The sequence below is a fragment of the Micromonospora sp. NBC_01796 genome (assembly GCF_035917455.1).
In the GTDB taxonomy this organism is placed as follows: Bacteria; Actinomycetota; Actinomycetes; order Mycobacteriales; family Micromonosporaceae; genus Micromonospora_G.
In genome coordinates this window covers 7284024-7309740 of the sequence record NZ_CP109078.1, presented here as the reverse complement: position 1 = coordinate 7309740, position 25717 = coordinate 7284024, and the positions used below count along the sequence as shown (strand labels likewise).

Here is a 25717-nt window from a genome sequence, read left to right as displayed (position 1 = left end):
CCCGCCCGTCCGAGCCGCGACCCGCGTGCCTCACAGCACCCGTGGCGGCGTGTTTCCCGCCGCCACGATGGCGCGCCGGATCGGCACCGCGAGCAGGAGCACGAAGCCGACCACGAAGAAGATCAGTAGCGAGACCAACCCCACCCGGTAGCTGTTGGTGAGTTGGAACACCACACCGAACGCGAGCGGCCCGAGCCAACTGGTGCCCTTGTCGCTGATTTCGTAGAAGCCGTAGTACTCGCCCTCCTTGCCGGCCGGGATGAGCTGGCTGAACAGGGACCGGCTCAGTGCCTGGCTGCCGCCGAGCACCAGACCGATGCCGGCACCGAGGATCATGAACGGCACCGGCGCCTCGGCGGGGAGCCGGAACGCGGCCAGGATCACCACGGTCCACAGCACCAGGCTGAGCAGCACCGTCTTCCAGGCGCCGATCCGCTTGGCCAGCGCGCCGAGCAGCAGCGCCCCGCCGAACGCGAGGAACTGCACCAGCAGGATGGTCACGATCAGGGTGGTCTGCTCCAGCCGCAGTTCCTCGGTGCCGTACTGGCTGGCCAGGGCGATCACGGTCTGGATGCCGTCGTTGAAGACCAGGAACGCGAGCAGGAAGAACAATGTCAACGGGTACGCCTTGAGTCCGCGTACGGTCCGGACGAGCTGCCGGAACCCGTCGGTGAGCAGGTTGCCGCCGGTGCTGGCCTCGGCCGCCGGGCGTTCCCGCAGCCAGCGCAGCGGCACCAGGGTGAACAGGGCCCACCACACGCCGGCCGAGACGATCGACCACCGGGCCAGGTCCAGGGTGCGCTGGTGGTCACCCTCCACGCTGAACATCGTCACCACGACCAGGTTCAGGGCCAGCAGGAGTCCACCGCCGAGGTAGCCCAGCGCCCAGCCCCGGCTGGAGATCCCGTCCCGGTCGTCGGGGCCGCCGAGCTGCGGCAGGAACGAGTTGTAGACCACCACGCTGGCGCCGAAGGCGATGTTCGCGACCAGGAACAGGGCGCCGCCGAGCAGGTATCGGTCGCCGGTGACGAAGACCATCCCGATGGTGGCGAGCGCGCCGATGAACGCCGCCCCGGCCAGGAGCCGTTTCTTGTGCGCCGACCGGTCCGCCACCGCGCCCATCACCGGGAGCACGAACACGGTCAGGAACACCGACAGCGACACCAGGTACGGGAAGTACGACCCGGCCGCGATCGTGATCCCGAACGGGTGCACGTCGCCGTCGCAGGCGTCCGCGCCGAGTTCGCAGCCGGCGGCCAGTTCGGTGACCGTGGTCAGGAAGGGGCCGAGGAACACGGTGATGACCGTGGTGGAGAACGCCGACATCGCCCAGTCGTAGAAGTACCAGCCGGTCCGTTCCCGGCGGGTGCTGGGCGGCGGCGCGCTGGTCACGGGGACGGAGACGGTTTCGGCCATCGGTGGTCCTTCGACGGTGCTCGGGCGGCGGGTCCGGTCCGACCTAGGGGGTTCGGTCGGCGGGCCAGTGACCGCGGCTGAGGTACGTGTCGCGCAGCACGTCCACGCGATCGGTCATGATGCCATCCACACCGAGGTCGAGTAACTCGTGCATCTCGGTGGATTCGTCGATCGTCCAGACATGTACCTGAAGTCCCAGGCTGTGGGCGTAGCGGACGAACCGTCGGTCGACCACCGGGATCCGCCCGTAGCGGACCGGCACCTGGGCGGCGACCACCGACGGGGGCAGTACCAGCCGTCTGCCGGTCAACGAGGCCAGCCGCAGCCGGGCCACCCCGCGCATGCCGAGCGAGGTCGCCACCGTCGGCCCGGCCAGGGCCCGCAGTCGGGTGAGTCGGGCGTCGCTGAACGAGGCGAGCAGCACCCGGTCCTGCGCGGCGGTACGGCGTACGGAGGCGATCGTCGGCTCGATGCCTCCGTCGGCCTTCACGTCGATGTTGAACCGGACCTGCGGCCAGCTGCCGAGCACGTCGTCCAGTCGCGGTACGGCAGCCGCCCCGCCGATCCGTACGCTGGTCAGGTCGGCCCAGGTCAGGGTGGAGATGCGGCCGCGTTCACCGGTGAGCCGCTCCAGGGTCGAGTCGTGGAAGACGACGGCCACCCCGTCCGAGGTGCCGTGTACGTCCGTCTCGACGTACCGGTAGCCGAGTTCGATCGCGCGGCTGAACGCCTCGGCGGTGTTCTCGTCGCCCTCGGCCGCGCCGCCCCGGTGCGCGAAGGCCAGCGGCGTCGGTGCGTCCAGGTAGGCGAAGTGCGCTCTCACGCAGCGCAGTATGCCGGCCGGAGGTGACCGTCGGGTGTCCGGTGGACGAGAGGAAGCTGGCCGGGGTCCCGGGGTGGGGCGTGCTCGACAACCTCCGGACCGGTAACTACCCTACTGCCTATGACTCCTTACGCACTGGATCCGGTGGCCTGGCAGGAGAGTTGGGACCGTCAGCAGGAGGCGTACCTGCCCGACCGGGAGGAACGCTTCGCCGCGCTGCTCGACACCGTTGCCGCGACCGCGGACGGGCCCGCACCGGCGGTACTCGACCTGGCCGGCGGCACCGGCAGCATCTCGCTGCGGGTGCTGCGCCGGTTCCCGTACGCGACCACCACGCTGCTCGACGTGGACCCGGTCCTGATGACGATCGCCCGGGAGTCCCTGGACCAGCGGTCCACCGTGGTCGCCGCCGACCTGCGTTCCCCGGACTGGGCGACCGGCCTGCCCCGCCAGGAGTACGACGCCGTGCTGACCGCGACCGCGCTGCACTGGCTGCCCCGGGAGCGTCTCGGCGCGCTCTACGCCGAGATCCGGCAGGTGCTGCGCCCCGGCGGAGTCTTCGTCAACGTCGACACGATGCCCGACGACGGCCTGGCGGACCTGACGATCAGGCTCGGTGACCTGGCCCGGGCCCGCCGTCAGGCGCGCTACGCGGCCGGCGCGGTGCTGTCGTGGGAGGCGTGGTGGGAGCACGTGGCGAAGGATCCGGTGCTGGGGCCGTTGCTCGAACAGCGGCGCGAGGTGTTCGCCGACCGGCATGCCACGGAGTGGACCCCGCCGATGTCGTGGCACCTCGACGCGCTGCGCGCGGCCGGGTTCACCCAGACCGGCCTGGTCTGGCGGGGTGCCAGGGACGCGGCCGTGGCCGGGGTCCGCTGAGTCCGCTGAGTCCACGGACCCGCGTGCCGCTGCCGGTGGCCCGCACGGGTGCGGTCAACGCGCCGACGGGAACCGGGCGTCGGTTCACGCCGTCGAACGGTTCGTGAGGATCGTTCGAGTCGGCCCGCGCCCGGCGCCCGCCGTCACCGCGTCGCTCGTGCTCGTGGCGGTGCTCGCCGGGTGCGGCTCGGGCGGTGCGGGTGTGTCGCCGTACCCGACCCCGACGGCACCGGTTGTCGTCCCGGCGAACTGCCCGGCGCCGGTGAACGGGTCCGCGTTGCCGGGGCTGACGTTCGAGCCGGGTCCGGCGGGCAACGTCCCGGCGGACTTCGTCGCGGTCGCCGCACTGCGCTGCACCGTCGTCACCCCGGAACCTGCGGGCCCGACCGTGGTACGGGAGGAGCGCGTCGACGGCCCCGGACTCGACGGGCTCCTCACCGCCCTGGCCACTCCCTGGGCGACGCAGCGGGCCGACGTGTGCCTGCTGGCGTTGCGGGTGTCCCCGTACGTTGCTCTCGTCGCCGCCGACGGCACCGCGATCCGCCCGGCGCTGCCCCTGGACGGGTGCGGTCAGCCGCAGGTCGGGGTGGTCGAGGCGATCTCCGGCCTGCCGTGGCGGACGGTCCGGGAGAAGCAACGGTGAGCGCGGCCGGGTGACGCCCGGGTCAGCCCGCCTGCGTCCCCCAGAAGCGGGCCAGGGCGCTGGTCGCCGGATCGTCGGAGGCGGCGAGCGCGGTCCACGGGTCTTCCCCCGGCGCCACCTCCTCGGCCGTGTAACCGGCCAGTTCCGTGGGCTCCGGTGCGCCGGTCCACGCGGTTGCCGGGTCCGGTGCCGTGTCGGCGTCGCCCAGGGCGGTCGGGTCGGCCCAGGGGAAGCCGTCGACCGGTTCCGGTACGGCTCCGGCGTCGAACGCCTCCGGGAACACCGGCTGCGGCCAGGAGTCGGTGTCGCCGTACGGGTCGAGGTCGGGGTCGGCGCCCACCGGCGCCCCGGCGGCTCCGAAGCCGACCCGGGCGTCATCGTCGACCGGCGCCTGCGCTCTAGTGTCGGCGTCATCCGCCGGCCCCAGCCCCGCGTCGGCGTCCGGTGCGGGGTCGGCGGAACCGAACCCGGTGTCGTAGTCGGGGGAACCGGATCCGGTGTCGGGGTCGGCGGGGCCGAATCGGGTCTCGGCCGGGTAGTCGGTGTCGGCGGTGAAGGGCTCGTCGCCGTACCCGATCGGCCCGGTGTCCGACGCGGTGCCGTCGAGGTCCTCCTCACCGGCCCCGCCGCCGCCGGTGTGGTCGTCGGCCGGGCCCAACCCCTCGATCGGGTAGCCGTCGTCGGCGGCGAAGTCCGTCGCCCCGGCCGGGTCCCCGCCGGGCTCGGCCCCGAAGTCCGGCCCGTCGTCGATCCACCCTTCCCAGTGGTCGCCCATCCTGGTCACCCCCGCCCGTCGGTGGCCGGCACCGGCGACAACATCCGGGTCCGGGAAAGTACCTCGTCAACCTGCTTGATCCGGGCCCGCAGCGTCTCCCGTTCTGCCTGCAACACGGTACGACGCCTGGCCCGGGTCGACTTGTCCTCGGCCATCGCCTTGTCGATCTCCGCGATGTGCGCGTCGAGTTCCCGCAGCCGCCGTTCGATCGCGTCGTCGAGGGCGAGGGTCAGCGCGTACTGCAGGTCGGTGAACCGGTGGGTGACCTCGTCGGAGAGTGCGGCGCGGGCCTCGGCGAGCACCTCCCGCAGCCACACCCGGGCCTGCTGCCGGTCGGACTGCACCCGCCGCCGGTAGAGGATGAACGCCCCCGCGGCCAGGCCGAGCCCGAGACCGGCGAACGGCACCAGCAGGCCGCCGCCGATGAGGGTCCCGGCGCCCAGGGCCGAGGCACCGGCCATCGCCCCCCGCCCGGCCATGAACGCCATCCCACCGGCCGACATCGCGATCATGACGTTGTCTGCGCCGCCGCCGTCGCGCCGGGGCTTGCTGGCCAGCGCGTGCCGCAGGGTGGCGTTGAGCCGGCGCAGCACGAACTGCAACTCGTGCGGCGCGAACACCTGCGCCAGGGCCCGCTGCGCGACCTTGGCGAACCGGGACTCCAGGTCCCGTGACAGGCGTACGGACAGCGCCTGGAGGGACTCGTCGACCTTCCCCGGCAGGTTTTTGATCTCCTCACCCCGACCGTTGTCTATGGTGTTGAGCAGTTCCTCCTGCAACGCAGCCAGGTAGCCGCGCAGCAGGCCGGTCACCTCGACCCGGGCCCGCTGGGTTTCGGTGCTCAGCGCCAGCGACCACTGCCGTGACTCGGTGCGTTTGCGGGCGGCCAGGGCGGCTCGTTCGTCCTTGGCCCGGGTCACGTCCGCCGGTTCGGGGTCGGTGGCGCTGAGCCGGGCGCCGATGCCGAGGTCCAGCCGGACCAGTTCACTGCGGACCGTACGGAGTGCGTTCGCCCGGTCCAGCAGGTGTCTCTTGCCGGCCAGGTCGACCAGGGCGTGTTGCAGTTCGCCGATCCGGGATTCGCGCAGCAGTTCGGTGGCCGCCTCCGGTGGCAGGGTCAGGGCGAGTTCGGCCAGCCGGGCGGAGACGGGAAACCAGGCGGCGGCACCGAACCGGGCGGCGTGTGCCTGCAACTGGGCCCGGTTGTCCGCCCAGATGGTCCGCCAACCCGGGTACGCGTCGGTTTTCGTCAACGCGAACACCACCAGGTTGACCCGTTTGCTGGCCTCGATGAGGAAGTCGAGTTCGGGTTTGCCGAACGGGGCGGAGGCGTCCACGACGAACAGCAGCGCGGTGGCCCGTTCGACCGCGTCCAGGGCGATCTCGGCGTGGACCGGGTCCAGCCCCCCGGTGCCCGGGGTGTCGACCAGACTCAGGTGCTCCAGCAGCGGCGCCGGGTGCCGTACCTCGATCCGCCGGGGCGGGCGTGTCCCGTCCGGCAGGATCCCGCCGGCGGTGCCCCAGTTGCGCAGGTCGGCCAGGCCGAGTTCGACCGGTTCCGTGCGGCCGGGCAGGAAGGCTCGGGCACCCGCGTCGGCCGCCGGCACGAACTCCAGGTAGGTGCTGGTCGCCACGGCCACGTCGACCGGCGACAGACCGGTCGCCCCGATGAGCGCGTTGACCAGTGAACTCTTGCCGCGTTTCGTTTCACCGACGACAACGATCGCCGGCCGGGTCACCTCCCGGCGCAGGGCGGTGTCCACCTCGGCGGCCGCGTCCGGGTCGGCTTTGCGCAGGTACGCGAGCGACGTCTGCACCGCCCCGGCCAGCAGTTTGCCCAGCGCCTCGGGTTTTGCCTCCGCCGCCGCCGTCACCGTGCCCGCCCTTCGTAGCCGACCGCGGGAGGTACGGGCTGTGGTGGCGTACCGGCGCGGATCCGTTGCGAGAGTAGATAGAAACCCCGGTGTACGACCAGCGCCACCCGGGACTGGGCCGGGCCGGATCCGGCGACCGCGTACACCCGCCACCGGCTCGCGGCCGCGAGCGCCGCCTCGGCCAACTCCGGTGCCCCGGCGCCGGGGCGGTCGAGGATCCACTCCGGATCGGTGGACAGCGCCAGCCGGTTCAGCTCCCGCTCCATCGGTTCGGGCAGCTCGACCGTGCCGGTCCCGACGAGCTGGGCGACCTCCAGCAGCCGCAGCCGGTGGTAGTCGGGCTGTTGCAGGACCCGTTCGATGCCGTCGCGGAGCAGTTCCCGGTCGGCGGCCGAGGTGGCGTGGCTGGCGATCTTCTCCAGCGCGGACAGTGCCCAGCCGGCCTTGATCGCGTCGGTACGCCACCGGAACGCCTGGTCGAGGGTGTAACGCAGGCGCGGCAGGCCGGACGCCCGGAACAGGGCCCGGACTAGGTCACCGCTGGCCAGGTCCGGTACGGCGGCGAGCTGGGCGAGGGCGAACCCGATGCCGTACAGGTCCAGCAGCCGCAGCAGCCGCTCCCGTTGCGCCGGTGGCACGGCGCAGTCGCGGGTGGTGAACAGGTCGACCGAGGCGAGCAGGATGAGCCGTTCGGTCGCGGGCAGCCGCGACAGCGTACGCAGGGCCTCGCAGTCGGCGGCGGTCAGCCGCCCGGCTTCGGTGGTCTCGGCCAGCAGTCCCACCACCGGGACCACGTCGGACACCACCCGGCGCAGCACCCGGGCCTGGTCGGCGGCGAGCGGCCCGGCGACCGGCCACGGGTCACCGGTCCCGCCGACGAGTTTGTCCACCTTGTTGAACAGGCCGAGGGAGTTGATCGGGTTGCTGGCCAGCCGGGCCGAGACCGAACGGAACGCGGCCAGGGCCCGCACGTCGTCGTCGCGTACGGCCTGGGTGAACACGTAGACGATCGCCTCGGCGCCGGAGATCGCCCCGGTCGAGTCGTCGTCGATGTCGTCGTCGAAGGGGGCGGCGTCGGTGTGCAGGAACCGGTTGGCCCCGTCGCTGACGGAGGTGTTCGTCGAGGCCAGGCCGGGGGTGTCGACCACGGTCAGGTCCCGCAGGTGGTCGCTGGTCAGCGTCACGTCGACGTAACCGATCTCGGCGCGCGGCACCCCGAGCCGGGACGGGATCATGCCGGCTTCGTCCAACGGCAGGCTGGTACGGGAGCCGTCGCGGCGGACCACGTCGACCCGGTCGGCGGTGCCGTAGCGGAACTGGGTGACGACCCTGGTGCACTCACCGACCTCGGTCGGCGCGACCCGGCGGCCGATGAGCGCGTTGACAAGTGTCGACTTTCCGGCTTTGAGCCGGCCGGCGATCGCCACCCGCAACGGTTCGTCGAGCCGCCGCCGTACGCCGAACACCTGTCCCTGCAGGGAAACACCGAGCCGGGGCCCCACCTCGTCGCAGAGCGCGGCGACGCGGGCACCGAGCGGACCTGACCCCATGACTCGTCAGCCGGCGGTACGGTCGGCGACAATGGCATGGTCACGGCGGTCTTGCTCGCTCATATCGTTGGACGTCCCTCCGACGCGGCGACAGGGCGGGGCGCCCCTGCCGGACCCACACTACGAATATCCTGCCGGCGCAGGATCCCATGTTCGTGCCACCGCCCCCTGCGGTGGTGGCCGCGAGCCCTGGCGGGAGGACCCAGTGCGGCACGCACTCGGCGGCGTACCCGACGGCCGTGTCCACGGACACGAGCCGGTCGACCCATCCGCGCGCGCCCTGCTCGACCGGGCGGCGGCGTTGCTGACCGCACCGGGCCTGGTGGTGGTCCACGGTGGCCCCGGCAGTGGTCGCAGCACCGTGCTGTCCCGCCTCGGTGATGCGTTCCACGGACCGGTGTGGCGCGGCGGCGGCCTGGCCACCCTGGGGTCGGTGCCGGCGTTCGCGCTCAGTCACGCACTGCGGGTGCGGCTGCCGACCGGGGACCCGGCGCTGCTGGCCGAGGCGGTCCGGTCCCGGGTACGCGGCGGGTTGCTGCTCCTCGACGATCTGCAGTGGGCCGACCCGGCGACGCTCGCCGCCGTGGTGCCGCTGGCGGTGCACTGCCGGGTGGTGGTGGCGTTGCGTACCCCGCACCGGTTGCCGGCGACGGCGGTGACCGCGTTGCGTGAGACGGCAGCCGGGTGGTTGGCCGTACCACCGATGGACGCGGTCACGGCGGCGGACCTGGTCCGGTCCACCGCACCCGGTCTGGATCCGGTGACGGTCACCGACGTGGTCCGCCGGGCCGGTGGGGCACCGCTGGCGGTGACGGTACTGGCCCGGCAGGCGGCCGGCACCCGGCCCGGTGCCGGTCCGGCCGCCGAGGTCGACCAGATCGGGTACGTCGTGGCGACCGCGTTGGCCGACCTGACCCGTCCGGCCCGTACGGCGTTGGCCGCGCTCGGCCTGCTGGGCCGCCCGGCGTCCGTCACGCTGCTCGGCGCGGGTGTCGACGAACTCCTCACCGCCGCCCTGGTCACCGACCTCGGGGACGGGACCGTCGCCCCGGTGTCGGCGTACCTGGCGGAGATCGCGGCCGGGATGCTCGACCCCGACGGGCGGGCGGCGTTGCACCGGCGGCTGGCGGACCTGGTTCCGGCCGGTGAGTCGGCCCGGCACCTGGCCGCGGCGGGGCACGGCGCCGCCGCGTACGCCAGGGCGGTCACCGCGGCCGGGGACGCGGCCACCGCCGGGGAGCGGGCGGACCTGCTGTTGTTCGCGTGTGCCCTGCCGGACGTCCACCCGGACCCGGCCGTACGGATGGACGCCGCCCGTGCCGCGCTGGCCTGCGGCCGTCCCCGGGCCGCCATCCGGGTCCTGACCACCGCCGCCCCGCTGGGTGTGGCCGCGTCGGTGTTGCGGGCCGAGTCGCTGGTGCAGGTCGGTGACCTGCCGGGGGCGCGGGCGGCGGCGGCACCGGTGCCCGACTCGGCCGCCCCGGATCTCGTCGCCGCCCGGGACCGGGTCCTGCTCCTGGCCCGGCTCGGTGACGACCCCGCCTCGGCGGTCGAGGCGCTGTCCGGGGTCCTCGCCCGGCACGGGGCTCGGCCGGCGCATCCCGGTCTGCGGGCGGCGTGCGCGGCGGTGCTGGCCGCGTCCCGGACCCCCGGGTGGGAGGAGTCGCTGCGCGACGCGGTCGACGTGGCGTCGGCCGCCGGTGACGTGCTCGCCGCGAGGTGGAGTGCCTGGTTGCTGGTGGAGACGCTGCTCGCCGACGCCCGGTTGGTCGAGGCCGAGCGGGCCGCCGAGGGGGCGGCTGCCGGGTGCGCGTCCGACCTCGCCTACAGCTGGCAGACCCGGTTCCTGACCGCGTCGCTGTGGTCCGCGGCGTTGCGCCGGACCGGGACGGACCCGGACGAGGTGCTGCGCCGCGCCGGTGACCTGACCGACCGGACCCTGCCGACCCTGGCCCGGGTTTACGCGGTGGCGGCGGCGAGCCTGGTCGAGGCCGACGGTGGCCTGCTGGCTCCGGCCCGGGCACGGCTGGCCGCGATGGCGGTACCGACGGGCGGTCTGCTGGACTGGGTCGGCCGGGAGGCGGCCTGGCTCGACGGGCAACCGGAACGCGCGGTCGCGGATGCCGCCGTGTCCGGTTCGCCGTTGCTCGACGGGCTGCGCCGGATCACCGGCCGCTGGGCGGCGCACGACGCCGCCGTCGACCGCACCCCGGTTCCGGTGCCACCGGCGACGCTGCCGGTGGTGGACCAGACCCTGACCGCCTGGGACCGGGCGACGCACGATCCAACCGGGTTCACCCGGGCCGCCGCCGGCTGGCACGACGTGGTGGTCCGGGAGGAGGTGCGCTGCCTGTTGGCGCACGGTCTGCATGATCCGGATCCGGGGCGGGCGGTGCCGGCGTTGCTGGAGGCCGAGCGGTTGGCGACCGACGCGGGCCTGGTGGTCCTGCTGGGACGTACCCGGCGGGCGTTGCGGCGGCACTCGGTGCGCCGCGACAGCCGGGGACCGCGTGCGGGCAACGCGCTCACCGACCGGGAACGTGAGGTGCTGCGTCTGGTCGCCGCGGGTGAGCCGACGCGTCGGGTCGCGGGCCAGTTGGGGGTGTCGGCGGAGACGGTGGAGACGCACATCCGGTCCGGTATGCGCAAGCTCGGGGCGCGTACGCGTACGGAGGCGGCGGCGTTGGCGCTGACCGGGGCGGTCGAGGTGCCGGCCCCGCGTGCCGGTGGTGCGGCCCGTCCGGTGTCGGAGGTGGGCCGGTGAGCGGGACCGATTCGCCGCGCTACGTGGTGTCCTCGGCGGTCGACGCCACGGCGGTGCTGCGCCGGCTCGCCCGCGCGGGTTGGTCGACCCGGGAGGGTTTCGCGCTGCCGGAGGGCGGGTGGGACCTGACGGCGGCACGGGTGCTGTTGTTCGGGCGGGTGCCGGATCTGGAGACGGCCCGTCTGGTGGTGCTCGCCGCCGCCCGGGGCGCGGGTGTGGTGGCGATCGTCGAGGCGGGCGGTGACGTCGGCCGGGCCCTGCTGGCCGACCTGGACCGGCTCGGCGAGGTGTACCGGACCCCGGACGGTGGCCCGGAGCCCGACTCCCCGGCGGCGGCGGTGCAGCTCATTCCGGAGCAGCGGGCCCTGCTGGAGCGTCTGGCGAACGGGGAGACGATCGCGGCCGCGGCGGCGGCGGAGTTCCTGTCGCTGCGTACGGCGAACCGGCGCATCGCGCAGGCCCGGGAGGTGCTCGGCGTACGGAGCACCCGTGAGGCGGTGCTGGCGTACCTGCGCCAACGCCGCCCCGAGTAGCCGGGCGCGCTCCTACACCGGGGGTGGGTCGGAGCGTCGGTGTACTCGGGTGGTCTCGGTGGGGCGGGTCGGGTCGCGGTGGCGGGGGCCGTCGGGTTCGTCGGGGCGCAGCGGCACCAGGGTGGTGGTGAGCGCGTCGATGATCCGGTCCGTGGCCCGCCTGGCCGCTCCGGGTACGGTCGGGTCGAGCCCGTCCAGGTCGACGGGTTCGCCGAAGTGCACCCGGATCACCGGGCGGCGTACGAGGGCCCGGCCGACCGCGCGCAGCAGCCCCTTCGGGGTCCCGTACGGCAGCACCTCGTGGGCGCCCCACTGCGCGACCGGTACGACAACCGAGCCGCTGGCGAAGGCGAGCCGGGCGGCTCCGGTCTTGCCCCGTTCGGGCCACATGCCGGGGTCGAGCCCCATGCGTCCCTCCGGGTAGAGCAGCACCACGGATCCGTCGGTGACGGCGCCGGTGGCGGCGTGCAGGGCCTGGCCGACCTCGGCGGTGCGCCGGTCGACCCGGATGTGGCCGCTGCGGCGCATGACGGCGCCGACGACCGGGGTGCGGAACAGCCCGCCGGTGGCCATGATCCGGGGTGCGATCCGGCGGACCTGGCAGGCGGCGGTGAGCACCACCGGGTCGAACGGGCTGATGTGGTTGGCGGCGAGGATCAGTGGCCCGTGCCGTAGCTGCTCGGGTACGTCGCCGGTGACCCGCAGCCGGGCGACCACGGCGACCAGCGCCCGGGCCACCATCTGCAGGAATCGCCAGAGTCGGGGGGCCCGCCAGCGGGGATCGGTCGCGGTGTCCATCAGCCGCCGATCCTCGCACAGTCGGGGCGCGCGGGGTTGCGGCTACCGGTTGCGGGCGGTGCGGGGGAGTGTGGTCGAGCGCACGCCGGCATCCCCCGCCCTTATCTACGACGGTCGGTAGTATTTACTACAGGCCGTCGTAGAACCTGGGGGGTTCCCGTGGACGCGTTGGACGTCGCCCGCTGGCAGTTCGGTGTCACCACCGTCTACCACTTCCTGTTCGTGCCGCTGACCATCGGGCTGTCGCTGCTCGTCGCGATCCTGCAGACCCTCTGGTACCGCACCGGCAACGAGCGCTACCTCAAACTCACCAAGTTCTACGGCAAGCTCTTCCTGATCAACTTCGCGATGGGGGTCGTCACCGGCATCGTGCAGGAGTTCCAGTTCGGCATGAACTGGAGCGACTACTCCCGCTTCGTCGGCGACGTCTTCGGCGCCCCCCTGGCAATCGAGGCACTGCTCGCCTTCTTCCTCGAATCCACCTTCCTCGGCCTGTGGATCTTCGGGTGGGACCGGCTGCCCCGGCAGATCCACCTCGCCACCATCTGGGCCGCCGCGATCGGCTCCACCCTCAGCGCCTACTTCATCCTCGCCGCGAACTCCTGGATGCAGCACCCGGTCGGCTACCGGATCAATCCCGACACCGGGCGCGCCGAACTCACCGACATCTGGGCCGTACTGACCAACAAGGTCACCCTGGCCACGTTCCCGCACACCCTCGCCGGGTGCTTCCTCGTCGCCGGCGCCCTGATGGTCTCGGTCGCCCTCTGGCACCTCATGCGCCACCGGGACACCGGGGCACCCGACGACGAAGCCACGACCGCCGACCCCGCCGACACCCCGGAAGCTCCCGTGCACCGGATCCGCCGGTGGCGCAACCGGGCAGTCGCCCCCGCCCTCCCGGCACACCCCGCGACCGACACCAGCGCGTTCCGGTTCGCCGCCAAGTTCGGTGCCATCGTCACCCTGGTCGCCGCCGTCGGTGTCCTGATCAGCGGCGACTTCCAAGGCAAGATCATGACCGATGTGCAGCCGATGAAGATGGCCGCCGCGGAAGGGCTCTACCACACCGAACAACCCGCCGCGTTCTCCGTACTGACCATCGGCAGCCTCGACGGCACCCGCGAGCTGTACGCCCTCAAGATCCCGTACCTGCTCAGCTTCCTCGGCACCGGCGACCCCCACGGGCAGGTCCAGGGCATCAACGACCTGCAGGCCCAGTACGTCTCCGAGTACGGCCCCGGCAGCTACACCCCGGTCATCCCGATCACCTACTGGAGCTTCCGGTTCATGATCGCCTTCGGGATGGCGGCCGCCGCCATCGCCCTGTGGGCGCTCTGGGCCACCCGCCGCGGCCGTACCCCCACCTCCCGGTGGCTGCTGCGGGCCGCGATCATCATGCCGATCCTGCCCCTGGCCGCGAACTGCTTCGGCTGGATCTTCACCGAGATGGGCCGCCAACCCTGGGTCGTCTTCGGGGAGATGCTCACCCGTGACGGCGTCTCCCGCAGCGTCTCGATGACCGAGGTCGTCACCTCGTTCACCACCTTCACCCTGATCTACGCCACCCTCGCCGTGATCGAGGTCCGGCTCCTGCTGCGCTACGCCCGGGCCGGACTACCCGATCTCACCCCACCACCCGAACCCGACGACGACACCGCCGACGAAGACCGGCCCCTCGCCTTCGCCTACTGAACCCGGAGCCCACAGTGGACCTCACCACCGTCTGGTTTCTGCTCATCGCCGTCCTGTTCACCGGGTACTTCATCCTCGAAGGCTTCGACTTCGGCGTCGGCGCACTGCTACCCGTACTCGGCCGCGACGACCGCGAACGCCGCGTACTGATCAACACCATCGGACCCGTCTGGGACGGCAACGAGGTCTGGCTGATCACCGCCGCCGGCGCGCTCTTCGCCGCCTTCCCCGAGTGGTACGCCACCCTCCTGTCCGGGTTCTACCTGCCGTTCCTGCTCATCCTCGTCGCCCTCATCGGCCGAGGCGTCGCGTTCGAGTACCGCCACAAGCGCCCCGACGCCCCCTGGAAACAACGCTGGGACGCCGTCATCACCGCCGGGTCCGTCATCCCCGCCGTCGGCTGGGGCATCATCTTCGCCAACATCGTCCGAGGCGTACCCCTGGACGCCAACCACGACTACACCGGCGGCCTCACCGACCTGCTCAACCCGTACGCCCTGCTCGGCGGCGCGACCACCGCGGCCCTGTTCCTCACCCACGGCGCCGTCTTCCTCGCCCTCAAGACCAACGGCGACATCCGCACCCGCGCCGGTGACCTCGCCGCCCGGATGACCCCGGCGGCGCTCGCCCTCACCGCCGCCTTCCTCACCTGGACCCTGGTCCAACGACACAACCCCACCGCCGTCGCCCTCGCCGTCGCGGCGGCCCTCGCCCTCACCGGCGCGTTCGCCGCCACCCTCGTACGCCGTGAAGGCTGGGCCTTCGCCGGCACCGCCACCGCGATCGGCCTGGCCGTGGCGACCCTGTTCGCCGCCCTCCACCCGAACGTGCTGCCCTCCACCACCGACCCCGCCGGCACCCTCACCGTGCTCAACGCCGCATCGAACCCCTACACCCTCAAGATCATGACCTGGGTGGCGGTCATCTTCACCCCGGTCGTCCTCGCCTACCAGGGCTGGACGTACTGGGTGTTCCGTCGCCGGATCAGCGTCGCCAACATCCCGCACTGACCACCCGACACCAACAAAACGCCCCCGGAATCGGCTCCGATTCCGGGGGCGCACCGTACGCGTCCCACTCAGCCGACGTCGCGCAACTCCGCCAACCGGGCCTCGATCTCGGCCAACTCCGCCCGCAGCTTCTCCGCCTGCTGCTCGGCCTCACTGCGCTCCACCGACATGATCTGCTCGACCGCCTCGTGGACCCCCGGCACGTCGATCAACGACACCATCTTCAACGCCTCGACCGGCTTGATCACGTACGGCTTCGCCAGCGCCTTCGTGCCCTGCGTCGCCGCCAACGTCCACTCCCCGTCGGCGTACGCGAGCGTCACCGTCAACCCCGCCGGGCCCTTCGGCCGGGCCGGCTTCGCCACCGCCCGCCGCGCCGGCTTCGCGTCCGCCTCCACCGGCGCCGCCACAGAACTGTCCACCGCGGTCACAACAACCTCCTCGCGTGGCGCCGGCACCGGCGACCTGACAACCATGAACTCCGGCTCCGGAACACTCTCCACCGGTTCCGCCGCCCCCGCCTTCGGCTCGGCCCGGCGACCCGTCGCCCCGCGCGGCGGAATGCTCAGGTCGGTGGGGGAGAAGGGCAGCTCGTCGCGACCGAACCGCACCACCACCCACTCGTCCGACGTCGCCGGATCGGTCAACTCCACCACCTGACCGATCTGCCCGGCGATCTGCCCCGCCGCCTCGGTGAACATCACCTTCGGCTTACGACCACCGGCCAACGTGTCCCGGATGCTCTGCAACTCCTCGGTGGACAACCCTCGGACAGCGGTATGCGCGGCAGCCATCAGATCCTTCTTCCGTACACCTGTTTGATTTCCTGCTTTCCTACCAGCCCGATCCGACAACGTCGAACCGACCCCACCCCACGGACACTCACCGGTCCACCCGCGACGCCAACACCCGCAGCGCCCGATCCGCGTGCCCGTTCATGTCCAACTCACCCCGGATCACCTCGACCACCCGACGATCCGTGCCGATCACGAACGTCATCCGCCGGGTCGCCAACGACCCCGGAGCCAACCGCCGACGCACCCCGAACCGCGCCGCCACCACCCCGTCGACGTCCGACAACAACGGATAGTCGAACCCGTGCAGGTCCGCGAACTCCCGCTGCCGATCCACCGAATCCCGACTGATCCCCACCCGGTGCGCACCCAGGCGCGTGAACTCCGCACCCAGATCCCGGAAATGGCAACTCTGCGCCGTACAACCCCGACTCAACGCCGCCGGATAGAAGAACAGCACCACCGGACCGGTGGCCAGGAAGTCGGACAACCGCCGGGGTGTACCCGTCTCGTCCGGCAACACGAAATCATCGACCAGATCACCCACACGCAGACCCTCGGCCACCCGTCCACCTCCCGCGACACCGCACCGCCCGGCGGAACACCCGACAGTGCGCGAAGCGTACGCCGTGCGCCACGTCACCACGATCACCCCGCACCGGCGCGCTAACCTCACCCCACACGCAGGGAGGTCACGATGAACCCGGTAACAGTGGTCACCGGCGGCGGACGCGGGATCGGCGCCGCCACCGTACGACAACTCGCCCGCGCCGGACACCACATCGCCCTCTGCTACCGCGCCGACGCCGACGCCGCAGCCGCCGTCCTGCGCGACGTCCACGAAGCCGGCGTACGCGGCATCGCCGTCCAGGCCGACACCACCGAACCCGAACAGGTCGCCCACCTCTTCGACGCCGCCACCGCACTCGGCGACATCACCGGCCTGGTCAACAACGCCGGCGTCACCAGCCAGGTCGGCCCGTTCGTCGACCTCACCCTGACCGACCTGCGCCGCGTCGTCGACGTCAACCTGATCGGCTACATCCTCTGCGCCCAGCAGGCCGCCCGCCGGATGAACGCCGGAGCGGCGATCGTCAACGTCTCCTCCGCCGCGGCGACCCTCGGCAGCCCCGGCGAATACATCCACTACGCCGCCGTGAAAGCCGCCACCGACACCCTCACCATCGGACTGGCCAAGGAACTCGGCCCCCGCCAGATCCGAGTCAACACCGTCGCACCCGGCACCATCTGGACCGACCTGCACACCATCTCCGGCGTACCCGACCGACCCGCCCGGATCGCCGAACGGGTCCCACTCGGCCGCGCCGGCCAGGCCGACGAAATCGCCGCCGCCATCGTCTGGCTGCTCAGCGACGCCGCCTCCTACACCACCGGGGCGACCCTCAGAGTCGCCGGCGGCCTCTGAACCACCGACAACCCGCGCCTTGTGACGCGGGCGTGTCTGCGCTCCTCACACGCTGCTATGCCCCCGGCGAGACGAGCACCCGCCACAGACCCGACACGGCCAGCAGCGACGCCGCACCCGCCGCACCGACGACCAGGCCGGGCGCCGACACCTCACCCAACGCCCCGCCGGCGGCCGCGAACAACCCCTGCAAGGTCATCGTCCCGGTCACCGCCAACCCGAAAGCCTGACCCCGGTACGCCTCCGGCACCACCTCCAGAAAACGCCGAGCCAACCCCAACTGGTACGCGACCCCGAACCCGGACACGGCCAGCAGCAACGCCGCGGCCACCGGCCCGGGCGAGACCACGAACCCGAGCAGCGGCGCGCCGAGCAGCAGAGCCAGCGGCCCGGCGAGCCGTTCCCTTCGCTCCGGAGTGACCAGCCGGCCGATCACGAGGTCACCGGCGAGCATGCCGAGCGCCACGGCGGTGAACAGCAGCCCGGCCGAGGCCGGCACACCGATCTCGACGGCGTACGGAACCAGCACACCCTCGGCGCCCACCACGATCGCCGGCGGCAGCCACTGCGCCAGCAGCAACGAACGGATCGCCGGCCGGCGCAACAGCTCGCGATTGACCCGCCAGGTCTGCCGTACCGCGTAACCCCCGGCCGTGCCACGACCCGGCCGCCCGGCCAGCCGCAGGCGCAGCAGCACGGCGGACAGCAGACAGCTCGCCACGGTCATCCAGAGCGCGCCGTACGGGCCGAGCCCCGCGATCAGCATCCCGCCCACGGCGAAGCCGAGCACCTGCGTGCCACCGGCAGCCATGGAGAACACGGCCCGGCCGAGCACGTACCGGTCGCCGTCGAGCAGTTCCGGCAGCAACGCGCTGCGCGCCGCCGACGCGACCGCGCCGGGGATGCCGGTCACGAACACCAGCACCAGCATCGCGGTGGGGGAGAGCAGCCCGGCGGCGAGCACAGCGGCGACCACGGCGCGAACCACGTCGTAGCCGACCATCACGGCCCGCGGCGGCCACCGGTCGGCGTACGCCAGCAGCAACGTGCCACCCAGGGCGTACGGCAGGAAACCGGCGACGTACGCCAGCGCCGCCAGCAGCGACGAGCCGGTCCCGGCGTACACGGTCACCGAGAGGGCGAGCATCTTCACCGTCTCGCCGCCGAGGAAGAGCGTGTAACCGGCGAACAGCACGCGGAACTGACCTACCGCGAACACCTCACGGTAGGTGGCCCGCACCGGCGCGACCCGGGGTGTCGGCATGCGGGTCAGTCTCGGGGCGACCCGGGCACAGACGTTAGGCTTTCGCGTGGAGGCGAAAGATGCTTGCCATCGAAATCGGGCCGGTCGACGTCGCGCACACCCGCTACGCGATCTCCCCGCTGGGTGAGGCGATGAACGCCCTGCGGCTCGCGGCGGGCAAGCAGCCGGCCGGGCCCCTGCGCCCCTGGGCGGAGCGCATCGCACCCCGGTACGAACGGCTGCTCGCCGAGACGCCCGCGGTCGGGGCACTGACAACACTGTTCCGCCGCGGCGCCTACAACGCCGACTTCATCCACCCCCCGCCCTCGGGTACCGGCGACGACTTCGCCGACGAACTCGCCACCGTCCGGGCGACCCCGCTGCGCCAGGTTCGCACGGAGATCGCCCGCAACCTCGTCGGGATGCGTACGCCGCCGCGCCACGTCCAGCAGATCCTGTCCGCCCCGGACGTACTCACCCGGCTCGCGGACGCGATCGAGGCGACCTGGCACGCCCTGGTCGAGCCCGACTGGCCACGGCTGCGTACCGTCCTCGAGCGCGACCTGGTGCACCGCGCCGGGCACCTCGCCATGTACGGCTGGGCCTCGGCGCTGTCCGACCTGGATCCCCGGGTGCGCTGGCGCTCCGAGGGAGCCGACGGTGTGATCGAGGTGCGCACCGGCCCCCGCAACGACTGGGAACGGCACCGACTCGACGGCAAGGGACTGCTGCTGATGCCGACGGTCTTCGGCACCCTCATCAGCTACGTCGAGCCGCCCTGGCCCTACGCCCTGGTGTATCCGGCGCGTGGCGTCGCGAACCTCCTCGGGCCGCCGCCTCCGCAGGGCGGTGCGGTGGCGCTGGCACGGCTGGTCGGCCCGCACCGCGCGCAGGTGCTGCGGGCGCTCGCGGTGCCGGCGACGACCACGCAGCTGGTCCGCCAGCTGGGTCTCAGCCTGGGCGCAGTCGGCGGCCACCTGGCCGTCCTGCGCGAATCCGGCCTGGTGACGCGGACCCGGACCGGCCGATCCGTACGCTACGAGCGCACCCCGCTGGGCGGAACCCTGGCCGGCGACTGAACGCGCCCACCATTTCGCCCCCGCAGTCGCACCGCTCGCCCCGACCCGGCAACGCCGAACACCCCTGGACCGTCGCCACCGACCCGATCTCCCGACCCGCCGTCACCACGTCCGCTTCGTGCCCCGCTGACCGGAACGACGACACCCAGCCGTACGACACGACCCGGTCCGGAGCCGACACGCGGACTGCGGCGGCACCCGGATGGCGTTGGGCAACCCCGGTCCGACGTGGCACCATCACGCAGGTGACCAGCAGATCCGCCCCGGCGCAGCACCTGCTCGACCTCGCCCGGCTCCGTCGCGTCCGCGACCGGATCGACCGGGAGTACGCCCAGCCGCTGGACGTCGAGGCCCTCGCCCGCGGCGTGAACATGTCGGCCGGACACCTCAGCCGCGAATTCCGGCGCGCCTACGGCGAGTCTCCGTACGCCTATCTCATGACCCGGCGCATCGAGCGCGCGATGGCGCTCCTGCGCCGCGGCGACCTCAGCGTCACCGAGGTCTGTTTCGCGGTCGGCTGCGCGTCGCTGGGCACCTTCAGCACCCGCTTCACCGAGCTGGTCGGCGTGCCGCCGAGCACCTATCGCAGCCAGGCGGCACGCGCGACGGCGGGGATGCCGTCGTGCGTGGCGAAACAGGTGACCAGACCGATCAGGAATCGAGAAGCCCAGGTCACGCACCCACAGCTAGCGTGACTGCCATGGACGTCACCATTCACGCGAGCTTCCTCCCGCACACCGACCCGGACGCCTCCCTGGCCTTCTACCGCGACACCCTCGGCTTCGAGGTCCGCAACGACGTCGGCTACGGCGGAATGCGATGGATCACGGTCGGCCCCGTCGACCAGCCCGGCACCTCCATCGTCCTGCACCCGCCGGCCGCCGACCCCGGCATCACCGACGACGAGCGCCGCACGATCACCGAGATGATGGCCAAGGGCACCTACGGCGGGATCCTCCTGGCCACCAAGGACCTCGACGCCACCTTCGAGCGGCTCCAGGCCAGCGACGCCGACGTCGTCCAGGAGCCGACCGAGCAGCCGTACGGCGTACGGGACTGCGCCGTACGCGATCACGCGGGCAACCTGATCCGCATCCAGCAACTGCGCTGAGGGCCTCCGGAACCCGCAGCGACAAGCCGGGCAGGAACGCGCAACCGGCGCGGTGCCGACCGGCGCTGCCTGATGGCCCGGCCGGCGGGCGGCACCAGGGACGCCCGCCGGCCTGTCGAATCACACCCGTGTGACGCTGCCGTACAGCCGGTCCGACCGATTCGTCGCGGACAGCGGCTCCGACGTGGCGCCCGCGGCCGGCCACGCCGTACCACTGGTTCGGCATCTCCCCGCATCGCATCTAGGCTTGCGCGGGTGGACGGGATGTCGACGGCGAGTTGACGCGCGACACCCGCTCTGACGCCCGGCTGGTCAGGCCGCGCGTGGCCGGGGACCGGAGGCGCCACCTGCCGAGCGGCGCGGGGGATGGCTCGGTACTCGCGACCACCACGGATAACCGGACATACCACCCGGATCGGATCATCCAACAGGCGACGTCGACGGAGCCCGCCAGAGCGGCCCGCCCAACAGATGGAGACACATGAGCATGGCCACGAGGACGGGCACGCAGCCGCCCGCGCCACACGCCGCCGACAGCCACGACCTGATCCGCGTACACGGCGCGCGCGTGAACAACCTCAAGGACGTCAGCATCGAGATCCCGAAACGCCGACTGACGGTGTTCACCGGCGTCTCCGGCTCGGGCAAGAGCTCCCTGGTGTTCGGCACGATCGCCGCGGAATCACAGCGGATGATCAACGAGACCTACAGCGCCTTCCTGCAGGGCTTCATGCCAACGCTGGCCCGCCCCGAGGTCGACGTACTCGACGGGCTCACCACCGCGATCATCGTCGACCAGCAGCGGATGGGAACCGACCCGCGCTCCACCGTCGGCACCGCCACCGACGCCAACGCCATGCTCCGCATCCTCTTCAGCCGACTCGGGCAACCACACATCGGCTCACCCCAGGCGTTCTCCTTCAACGTCGCCTCCATCAGCGGGGCGGGCGCGGTCACCCTGGAACGCGGCGGAACAACCGTGAAGGAACGCCGCAGCTTCACCATCACCGGCGGCATGTGCCCCCGCTGCGAGGGCAGGGGATCGGTCAACGACATCGACCTGTCCGCCCTCTACGACGACAGCAAGTCACTCAACGAGGGCGCGCTCACGATCCCCGGCTACAGCATGGAGGGCTGGTACGGCCGCATCTTCGGCGGCTGCGGCTTCTTCGACCCGGACAAGCCAATCAAGAAGTTCACCAAACGCGAGCTCCACGACCTGCTCCACAAGGAACCAACCAAGATCAAAGTCGACGGCATCAACCTGACGTACGAGGGCCTCATCCCGAAAATCCAGAAGTCGATGCTGTCCAAGGACATCGACTCACTGCAATCGCACATCCGCACCTTCGTCGAACGGGCCGTAACCTTCACCACCTGCCCCGAATGCGGCGGCACCCGGCTCAGCGAAGCCGCCCGATCATCGAAAATCAACGGCATCAACATCGCCGACGCCTGCGCGATGCAGATCAGCGACCTCGCCACCTGGGTACGCGACCTCGACGAACCCTCCGTCGCCCCGCTGCTCACGACCCTGCGGCACACCCTCAACTCGTTCGTGGAGATCGGGCTGGGCTACCTGTCACTCGACCGACCCGCCGGCACCCTGTCCGGCGGCGAGGCACAACGCACCAAGATGATCCGCCACCTCGGCTCCTCGCTCACCGACGTCACCTACGTCTTCGACGAACCCACCATCGGCCTGCACCCCCACGACATCCAGCGCATGAACAACCTGCTGCTCCAACTACGGGACAAGGGCAACACCGTCCTCGTCGTCGAACACAAGCCGGAGGCGATCACGATCGCCGACCACGTCGTCGACCTCGGCCCCGGCGCCGGTACGGCCGGCGGCACCATCTGCTACGAGGGAACCATCGAGGGACTACGGACCAGCGGCACCCTCACCGGCCGGCACCTCGACGACCGCGCCACCCTCAAGGAAACGGTACGCAAACCCACCGGCACCCTGGAGATCCGGGGCGCCACCGCCCACAACCTCCGCGACGTCGACGTCGACATCCCACTCGGAGTCCTCTGCGTCGTCACCGGCGTGGCCGGCTCCGGCAAGAGCTCACTCGTACACGGTTCGATCCCCGCCGGCGAGGACGTGATCTCGATCGGCCAGGGCGCGATCCGCGGCTCACGACGAAGCAACCCCGCCACGTACACCGGACTGCTCGACCCGATCCGCAAGGCGTTCGCGAAGGCCAACGGCGTCAAGCCGGCCCTGTTCAGCGCCAACTCCGAGGGCGCCTGCCCCAACTGCAACGGCGCCGGCGTCATCTACACCGACCTGGGAATGATGGCCGGAGTCGCCACCACCTGCGAGGTGTGCGAGGGGAAGCGGTTCCAGGCATCCGTCCTCGAATACCACCTCGGCGGCCGGAACATCAGCGAAGTACTCGCGATGTCGGTCAACGAGGCAGAGAAGTTCTTCGGCACCGGCGAGGCCCGTACGCCGACCGCCCACGCCATCCTCGACCGGCTCGCCGACGTCGGGCTCGGCTACCTCAGCCTCGGCCAGCCGCTCACCACGCTGTCCGGCGGCGAGCGGCAGCGACTCAAGCTCGCCACCCACATGGCAGGCAAGGGCGGCGTCTACGTCCTCGACGAGCCGACCACCGGCCTGCACCTCGCCGACGTCGAACAGCTGCTCGGTCTGCTCGACCGGCTCGTCGACTCCGGCAAATCGATCATCGTCGTCGAGCACCACCAGGCGGTCATGGCACACGCCGACTGGATCATCGACCTGGGCCCCGGCGCAGGTCACGACGGCGGCCGGATCGTCTTCGAGGGCACACCCGCCGACCTCGTCGCCGCTCGCTCCACCCTCACCGGCGAACACCTCGCGGCCTACGTCGGCGTCTGACAGAGCACCATCGGTTCCTGATCATCGCGGGGGAGCACCGGGTGTGCTTCCCCACGATGATCAAGAACCCGGCAGGACGATTTCCCACTCGACGACCATTCGCCGGAGCCCGGCAACCAGGGCGTGTTCTTACAAGAGCGACAGCCCACGACACGCTAATTTGTGGGGCACCCCGAAGCAGAGGAGAGCCCCGTGGGCAAGGTGGTCATGTACAGCTCGGTGTCGGTGGACGGCTTCGTCGCGGACATGAACGACCAGCCCGGACCATTGTTCGACTGGTTGTCCGGCGGTGACGTCCCGTTGGACGAGAGCGGCGCGGTGAAGGTGTCGCAGACGTCCTACGACTACACCCGGCCGTACTGGGACCAGATCGGAGTGACAATCGTCGGCCGCCACGTCTTCGACATGACGGACGGCTGGGACGGGAAGCCTCCGGGCGGGATCGACCACGTGGTCGTCGTGACGCACCGGCCCGCGCCCGAGGGCTGGGACCCCGAGGCACCGTTTCACTTCGTCGACGGCGTCAAGGCAGCCGTAGCCAAGGCACAGGAGCTTGCGGGTGACCGCATGGTCGAGGTCGCCGCCGGCGAGGTCGGTGGCCAGGTGCTCGCCGCGGGCCTGGTCGACGAGGTACGCATGGACGTCGTACCCGTCGTGTTCGGGTCCGGCAAGCGCTACTTCGGGTCGGTCGACGCGCAGCACCTGTTGGAGGATCCTGACGTGGCGATTCGGAGCAACCGGGTGCTTCACCTGCGCTATCGGGTGCGCCACTGACCGATCCGAGCGCGTACGCCAAGAGGTCTTCCGGCTGCGCTTATCTGTTCGTCAGGCCGCAGCAGGGGAGACGTAACAGGTGGTGGGTAGCGACTGCCGCCACGTTGCGCGCCGCCAGCCACGGCGATCCCTCCACGACGAACGAATCGCTCAACTATTGAGGACGACAGCCGGTATGCCGGCGTACACGCCCATCAACAGACCTCGTCGGATCCTGCCGGCACGGCACGACAGACCGCACAACCCTTGCTGGGGTATGGATCACTTCTGCTCCGATGAGTCGGAGTAGAAGTTCGATAATGTACATTATGTCAACTAGCACAGATGTACGTCGGTCCTCCCGTACGGAAGGGGTCCGGCCACGCCCCCCGAGTGACCACGCGACACACTCACGCCACCCCAAGATCCGCCAGCCTTGCCCGGCGGCCCGGAGCCCGGGTATGTCAGGGTCGATCGGCGCGGTTCATCTGTCGCGTGTGCGCGCACGGGCAAGGCTGCGACCGGGTCGGTCAGTGCAGTCACCAACGTCAGCGACGAGCCTCCGGCTACCCCTGCCCCGCGTGATGGTCGGTCTCCGCACTCCTGAAGATCAATTACCGGCACCCGGTTCCGCTGTACCGGTAAAACATGCATAATATTCCTTATGCAGGACAAAAGTGACGTACCGCTACTTGAGTTGGTGGAGGAGTTCCTGACCGCGCGGGGCACCCGTAAGCCATCCCCTCACACCCTGCAGGCGTACCGCCGGGACCTGCTCGCCATCGGGCATCTGATCGCCGAGGACACCACCCCTCCCCTGCCCCTGGCCGAACTTCCGCTGTCCGCCCTCAGCGCCCGCACCCTCCGAGCGGCATTCGCCCGGTTCGCCACCCCCAGGGCAGTGGCGTCCATCTATCGTGCCTGGTCGACCTGGAACAGCTTTTTCACCTTCCTGGTCACCGACCAGGTGGTGGCCGGGAACCCGATGTCCGCGGTGGACAAACCGGCGGCACCACTCCCCCTACCCAAGCCGCTACGTGGCGAGGACACCCCGGAGCAGCTGCTGCAGGCCGTCGCCCGCGAGGATCACCGGCAGCGTCACCCGTGGCCCGAGCGGGACCTGGTGGTTATCGCCCTGGCGCTCTGCGCCGGGCTGCGTCTGTCCGAGTTGCTCGCTCTGCAGGTGGGTTCGTTGGCCGGGCGCCCCGGTGAGCGGCGGGTCGAGGTGAGCGGCAAGGGCGGGCGGCCTCGGGTGATTCCGATCGAGCCGGAGCTCAACGCGGTGGTGTCGGGCTATCTCGACAGCCGGCGGCGGCGGTTCGGGGCCCGTACGGTGCGGCGGGAGTCGGTGCTGCTGGTGGATCGGCACGGTGAGCCGCTGCGTCGTGGTGGGCTGCAGTACCTGGTCGAGTCGTGTTACCGGCGCGCGGGTATCACCGACCGGGTGCCCCGTGGCGCCCAGTTGCACGCGTTGCGGCACACGTTCGCGACCCGGTTGGCGGAGGACGGTGCCACCGCTTCGGAGATCATGTGGTTGTTGGGGCATGCGAGTTTGACGACGAGTCAGAACTACATCGACGTGACGGCGGGCCAACAGCGGGCGGCGGTACGGGCGAATCGTACGAACCGGGCGCTGACCGGGTTGGCTGGCGAGCGGCCGTGACTGCCTGTTGCCTGGT

22 protein-coding genes are annotated in these 25717 nt (G+C 71.4%); 13 read left to right on the top strand and 9 right to left on the bottom strand.

Annotation, left to right across the window (positions count from 1 at the left end; all coding sequences use genetic code 11):
• Nucleotides 1-30: 30 nt before the first annotated feature.
• The gene (locus OIE47_RS32565; RefSeq protein ID WP_326558364.1) at nucleotides 31-1416 is read right to left on the bottom strand and encodes an MFS transporter; all 1386 of its coding nucleotides are present in this window, start codon (nucleotides 1414-1416) and stop codon (nucleotides 31-33) included.
• 43 nt (nucleotides 1417-1459) lie between these two features.
• Entirely contained in the window at nucleotides 1460-2239 is a 780-nt protein-coding gene (locus tag OIE47_RS32560) for a glycerophosphodiester phosphodiesterase (protein ID WP_326558363.1), read from the bottom strand.
• A 120-nt stretch (nucleotides 2240-2359) separates the two neighbouring features.
• On the opposite strand from OIE47_RS32560, the gene OIE47_RS32555 reads away from it, so the two are divergent.
• Complete coding sequence (locus OIE47_RS32555) at nucleotides 2360-3118, top strand: class I SAM-dependent methyltransferase (protein ID WP_326558362.1); 759 nt, start codon at nucleotides 2360-2362, stop codon at nucleotides 3116-3118.
• 103 nt (nucleotides 3119-3221) lie between these two features.
• Nucleotides 3222-3761 carry a hypothetical protein gene (locus tag OIE47_RS32550; protein ID WP_326558361.1) on the top strand — a complete coding sequence of 180 codons (540 nt, stop codon included), beginning with the start codon at nucleotides 3222-3224 and terminating at the stop codon, nucleotides 3759-3761.
• Between the two features lie 22 nt (nucleotides 3762-3783).
• On the opposite strand, the gene OIE47_RS32545 is transcribed toward OIE47_RS32550, so the two are convergent.
• The 3 genes from OIE47_RS32545 to OIE47_RS32535 are packed head-to-tail and all read right to left on the bottom strand — an operon-like array spanning nucleotide 3784 to nucleotide 7960.
• Nucleotides 3784-4536 carry a hypothetical protein gene (locus OIE47_RS32545; protein WP_326558360.1) on the bottom strand — a complete coding sequence of 251 codons (753 nt, stop codon included), beginning with the start codon at nucleotides 4534-4536 and terminating at the stop codon, nucleotides 3784-3786.
• Between the two features lie 5 nt (nucleotides 4537-4541).
• Entirely contained in the window at nucleotides 4542-6410 is a 1869-nt protein-coding gene (locus tag OIE47_RS32540) for a dynamin family protein (RefSeq protein ID WP_326558359.1), read from the bottom strand.
• Nucleotides 6407-7960: a dynamin family protein gene (locus OIE47_RS32535; RefSeq protein WP_326558358.1), complete on the bottom strand. Its 1554-nt coding sequence runs from the start codon at nucleotides 7958-7960 to the stop codon at nucleotides 6407-6409. Before OIE47_RS32535 ends, OIE47_RS32540 begins: the two co-directional genes overlap by 4 nt.
• 205 nt (nucleotides 7961-8165) lie before the next feature.
• Between OIE47_RS32535 and OIE47_RS32530 the strand changes: the two genes are divergently transcribed.
• Complete coding sequence (locus tag OIE47_RS32530; protein WP_326558357.1) at nucleotides 8166-10724, top strand: helix-turn-helix transcriptional regulator; 2559 nt, start codon at nucleotides 8166-8168, stop codon at nucleotides 10722-10724.
• Nucleotides 10721-11257 carry a LuxR family transcriptional regulator gene (locus OIE47_RS32525; RefSeq protein WP_326558356.1) on the top strand — a complete coding sequence of 179 codons (537 nt, stop codon included), beginning with the start codon at nucleotides 10721-10723 and terminating at the stop codon, nucleotides 11255-11257. Before OIE47_RS32530 ends, OIE47_RS32525 begins: the two co-directional genes overlap by 4 nt.
• Before the next feature lie 12 nt (nucleotides 11258-11269).
• Here the strand turns inward: OIE47_RS32525 and OIE47_RS32520 are convergent, their stop codons facing one another.
• Nucleotides 11270-12055 carry a lysophospholipid acyltransferase family protein gene (locus OIE47_RS32520; protein ID WP_326558355.1) on the bottom strand — a complete coding sequence of 262 codons (786 nt, stop codon included), beginning with the start codon at nucleotides 12053-12055 and terminating at the stop codon, nucleotides 11270-11272.
• Nucleotides 12056-12214: 159 nt separating this feature from the next.
• Here OIE47_RS32520 and OIE47_RS38095 point away from each other — a divergent pair, with 159 nt between their 5' ends.
• The gene (locus OIE47_RS38095) at nucleotides 12215-13750 is read left to right on the top strand and encodes a cytochrome ubiquinol oxidase subunit I (protein WP_442792016.1); all 1536 of its coding nucleotides are present in this window, start codon (nucleotides 12215-12217) and stop codon (nucleotides 13748-13750) included.
• A gap of 14 nt (nucleotides 13751-13764) precedes the next feature.
• Nucleotides 13765-14760 carry a cytochrome d ubiquinol oxidase subunit II gene (cydB, locus tag OIE47_RS32505; RefSeq protein ID WP_326558354.1) on the top strand — a complete coding sequence of 332 codons (996 nt, stop codon included), beginning with the start codon at nucleotides 13765-13767 and terminating at the stop codon, nucleotides 14758-14760.
• A gap of 68 nt (nucleotides 14761-14828) precedes the next feature.
• Here the strand turns inward: cydB and OIE47_RS32500 are convergent, their stop codons facing one another.
• A complete protein-coding gene (locus OIE47_RS32500; protein ID WP_326558353.1) occupies nucleotides 14829-15554 on the bottom strand; it encodes a hypothetical protein in 726 nt (241 codons plus the stop codon).
• An 88-nt stretch (nucleotides 15555-15642) separates the two neighbouring features.
• The gene (locus OIE47_RS32495) at nucleotides 15643-16119 is read right to left on the bottom strand and encodes a peroxiredoxin (protein WP_326558352.1); all 477 of its coding nucleotides are present in this window, start codon (nucleotides 16117-16119) and stop codon (nucleotides 15643-15645) included.
• 132 nt (nucleotides 16120-16251) lie between these two features.
• Here OIE47_RS32495 and OIE47_RS32490 point away from each other — a divergent pair, with 132 nt between their 5' ends.
• On the top strand, nucleotides 16252-16980 hold the full coding sequence (locus OIE47_RS32490; protein ID WP_326558351.1) for an SDR family oxidoreductase: 729 nt from the start codon (nucleotides 16252-16254) through the stop codon (nucleotides 16978-16980).
• 55 nt (nucleotides 16981-17035) lie between these two features.
• Here OIE47_RS32490 and OIE47_RS32485 read toward each other — a convergent pair whose 3' ends face one another.
• On the bottom strand, nucleotides 17036-18244 hold the full coding sequence (locus OIE47_RS32485; protein ID WP_326558350.1) for an MFS transporter: 1209 nt from the start codon (nucleotides 18242-18244) through the stop codon (nucleotides 17036-17038).
• A 59-nt stretch (nucleotides 18245-18303) separates the two neighbouring features.
• Between OIE47_RS32485 and OIE47_RS32480 the strand changes: the two genes are divergently transcribed.
• The 6 genes from OIE47_RS32480 to OIE47_RS32455 all read left to right on the top strand — a co-directional run bounded on the left by OIE47_RS32480 (nucleotide 18304) and on the right by OIE47_RS32455 (nucleotide 25701).
• On the top strand, nucleotides 18304-19302 hold the full coding sequence (locus tag OIE47_RS32480; RefSeq protein WP_326558349.1) for an ArsR/SmtB family transcription factor: 999 nt from the start codon (nucleotides 18304-18306) through the stop codon (nucleotides 19300-19302).
• A 245-nt stretch (nucleotides 19303-19547) separates the two neighbouring features.
• Entirely contained in the window at nucleotides 19548-19997 is a 450-nt protein-coding gene (locus OIE47_RS32475; RefSeq protein ID WP_326558348.1) for a helix-turn-helix transcriptional regulator, read from the top strand.
• A gap of 5 nt (nucleotides 19998-20002) precedes the next feature.
• Nucleotides 20003-20413 carry a VOC family protein gene (locus tag OIE47_RS32470; protein WP_326558347.1) on the top strand — a complete coding sequence of 137 codons (411 nt, stop codon included), beginning with the start codon at nucleotides 20003-20005 and terminating at the stop codon, nucleotides 20411-20413.
• Nucleotides 20414-20900: 487 nt separating this feature from the next.
• Nucleotides 20901-23285: an ATP-binding cassette domain-containing protein gene (locus OIE47_RS32465; protein ID WP_442792015.1), complete on the top strand. Its 2385-nt coding sequence runs from the start codon at nucleotides 20901-20903 to the stop codon at nucleotides 23283-23285.
• A 192-nt stretch (nucleotides 23286-23477) separates the two neighbouring features.
• A complete protein-coding gene (locus OIE47_RS32460; RefSeq protein WP_326558345.1) occupies nucleotides 23478-24059 on the top strand; it encodes a dihydrofolate reductase family protein in 582 nt (193 codons plus the stop codon).
• A gap of 643 nt (nucleotides 24060-24702) precedes the next feature.
• The gene (locus OIE47_RS32455) at nucleotides 24703-25701 is read left to right on the top strand and encodes a tyrosine-type recombinase/integrase (RefSeq protein WP_326558344.1); all 999 of its coding nucleotides are present in this window, start codon (nucleotides 24703-24705) and stop codon (nucleotides 25699-25701) included.
• Nucleotides 25702-25717: the final 16 nt, after the last annotated feature.

Coding starts and splice junctions, on each gene's coding strand:
- OIE47_RS32565 (WP_326558364.1), bottom strand. CDS start 1,416: ATGGCCGAAACCGTCTCCGTCCCCGTGACCAGCGCGCCGCCGCCCAGC.
- OIE47_RS32520 (WP_326558355.1), bottom strand. CDS start 12,055: ATGGACACCGCGACCGATCCCCGCTGGCGGGCCCCCCGACTCTGGCGA.
- OIE47_RS32470 (WP_326558347.1), top strand. CDS start 20,003: ATGGACGTCACCATTCACGCGAGCTTCCTCCCGCACACCGACCCGGAC.
- OIE47_RS32535 (WP_326558358.1), bottom strand. CDS start 7,960: ATGGGGTCAGGTCCGCTCGGTGCCCGCGTCGCCGCGCTCTGCGACGAG.
- OIE47_RS32485 (WP_326558350.1), bottom strand. CDS start 18,244: ATGCCGACACCCCGGGTCGCGCCGGTGCGGGCCACCTACCGTGAGGTG.
- OIE47_RS32545 (WP_326558360.1), bottom strand. CDS start 4,536: ATGGGCGACCACTGGGAAGGGTGGATCGACGACGGGCCGGACTTCGGG.
- OIE47_RS32500 (WP_326558353.1), bottom strand. CDS start 15,554: ATGGCTGCCGCGCATACCGCTGTCCGAGGGTTGTCCACCGAGGAGTTG.
- OIE47_RS32465 (WP_442792015.1), top strand. CDS start 20,901: ATGGCCACGAGGACGGGCACGCAGCCGCCCGCGCCACACGCCGCCGAC.
- OIE47_RS32555 (WP_326558362.1), top strand. CDS start 2,360: ATGACTCCTTACGCACTGGATCCGGTGGCCTGGCAGGAGAGTTGGGAC.
- OIE47_RS32480 (WP_326558349.1), top strand. CDS start 18,304: ATGCTTGCCATCGAAATCGGGCCGGTCGACGTCGCGCACACCCGCTAC.
- OIE47_RS32490 (WP_326558351.1), top strand. CDS start 16,252: ATGAACCCGGTAACAGTGGTCACCGGCGGCGGACGCGGGATCGGCGCC.
- OIE47_RS32455 (WP_326558344.1), top strand. CDS start 24,703: ATGCAGGACAAAAGTGACGTACCGCTACTTGAGTTGGTGGAGGAGTTC.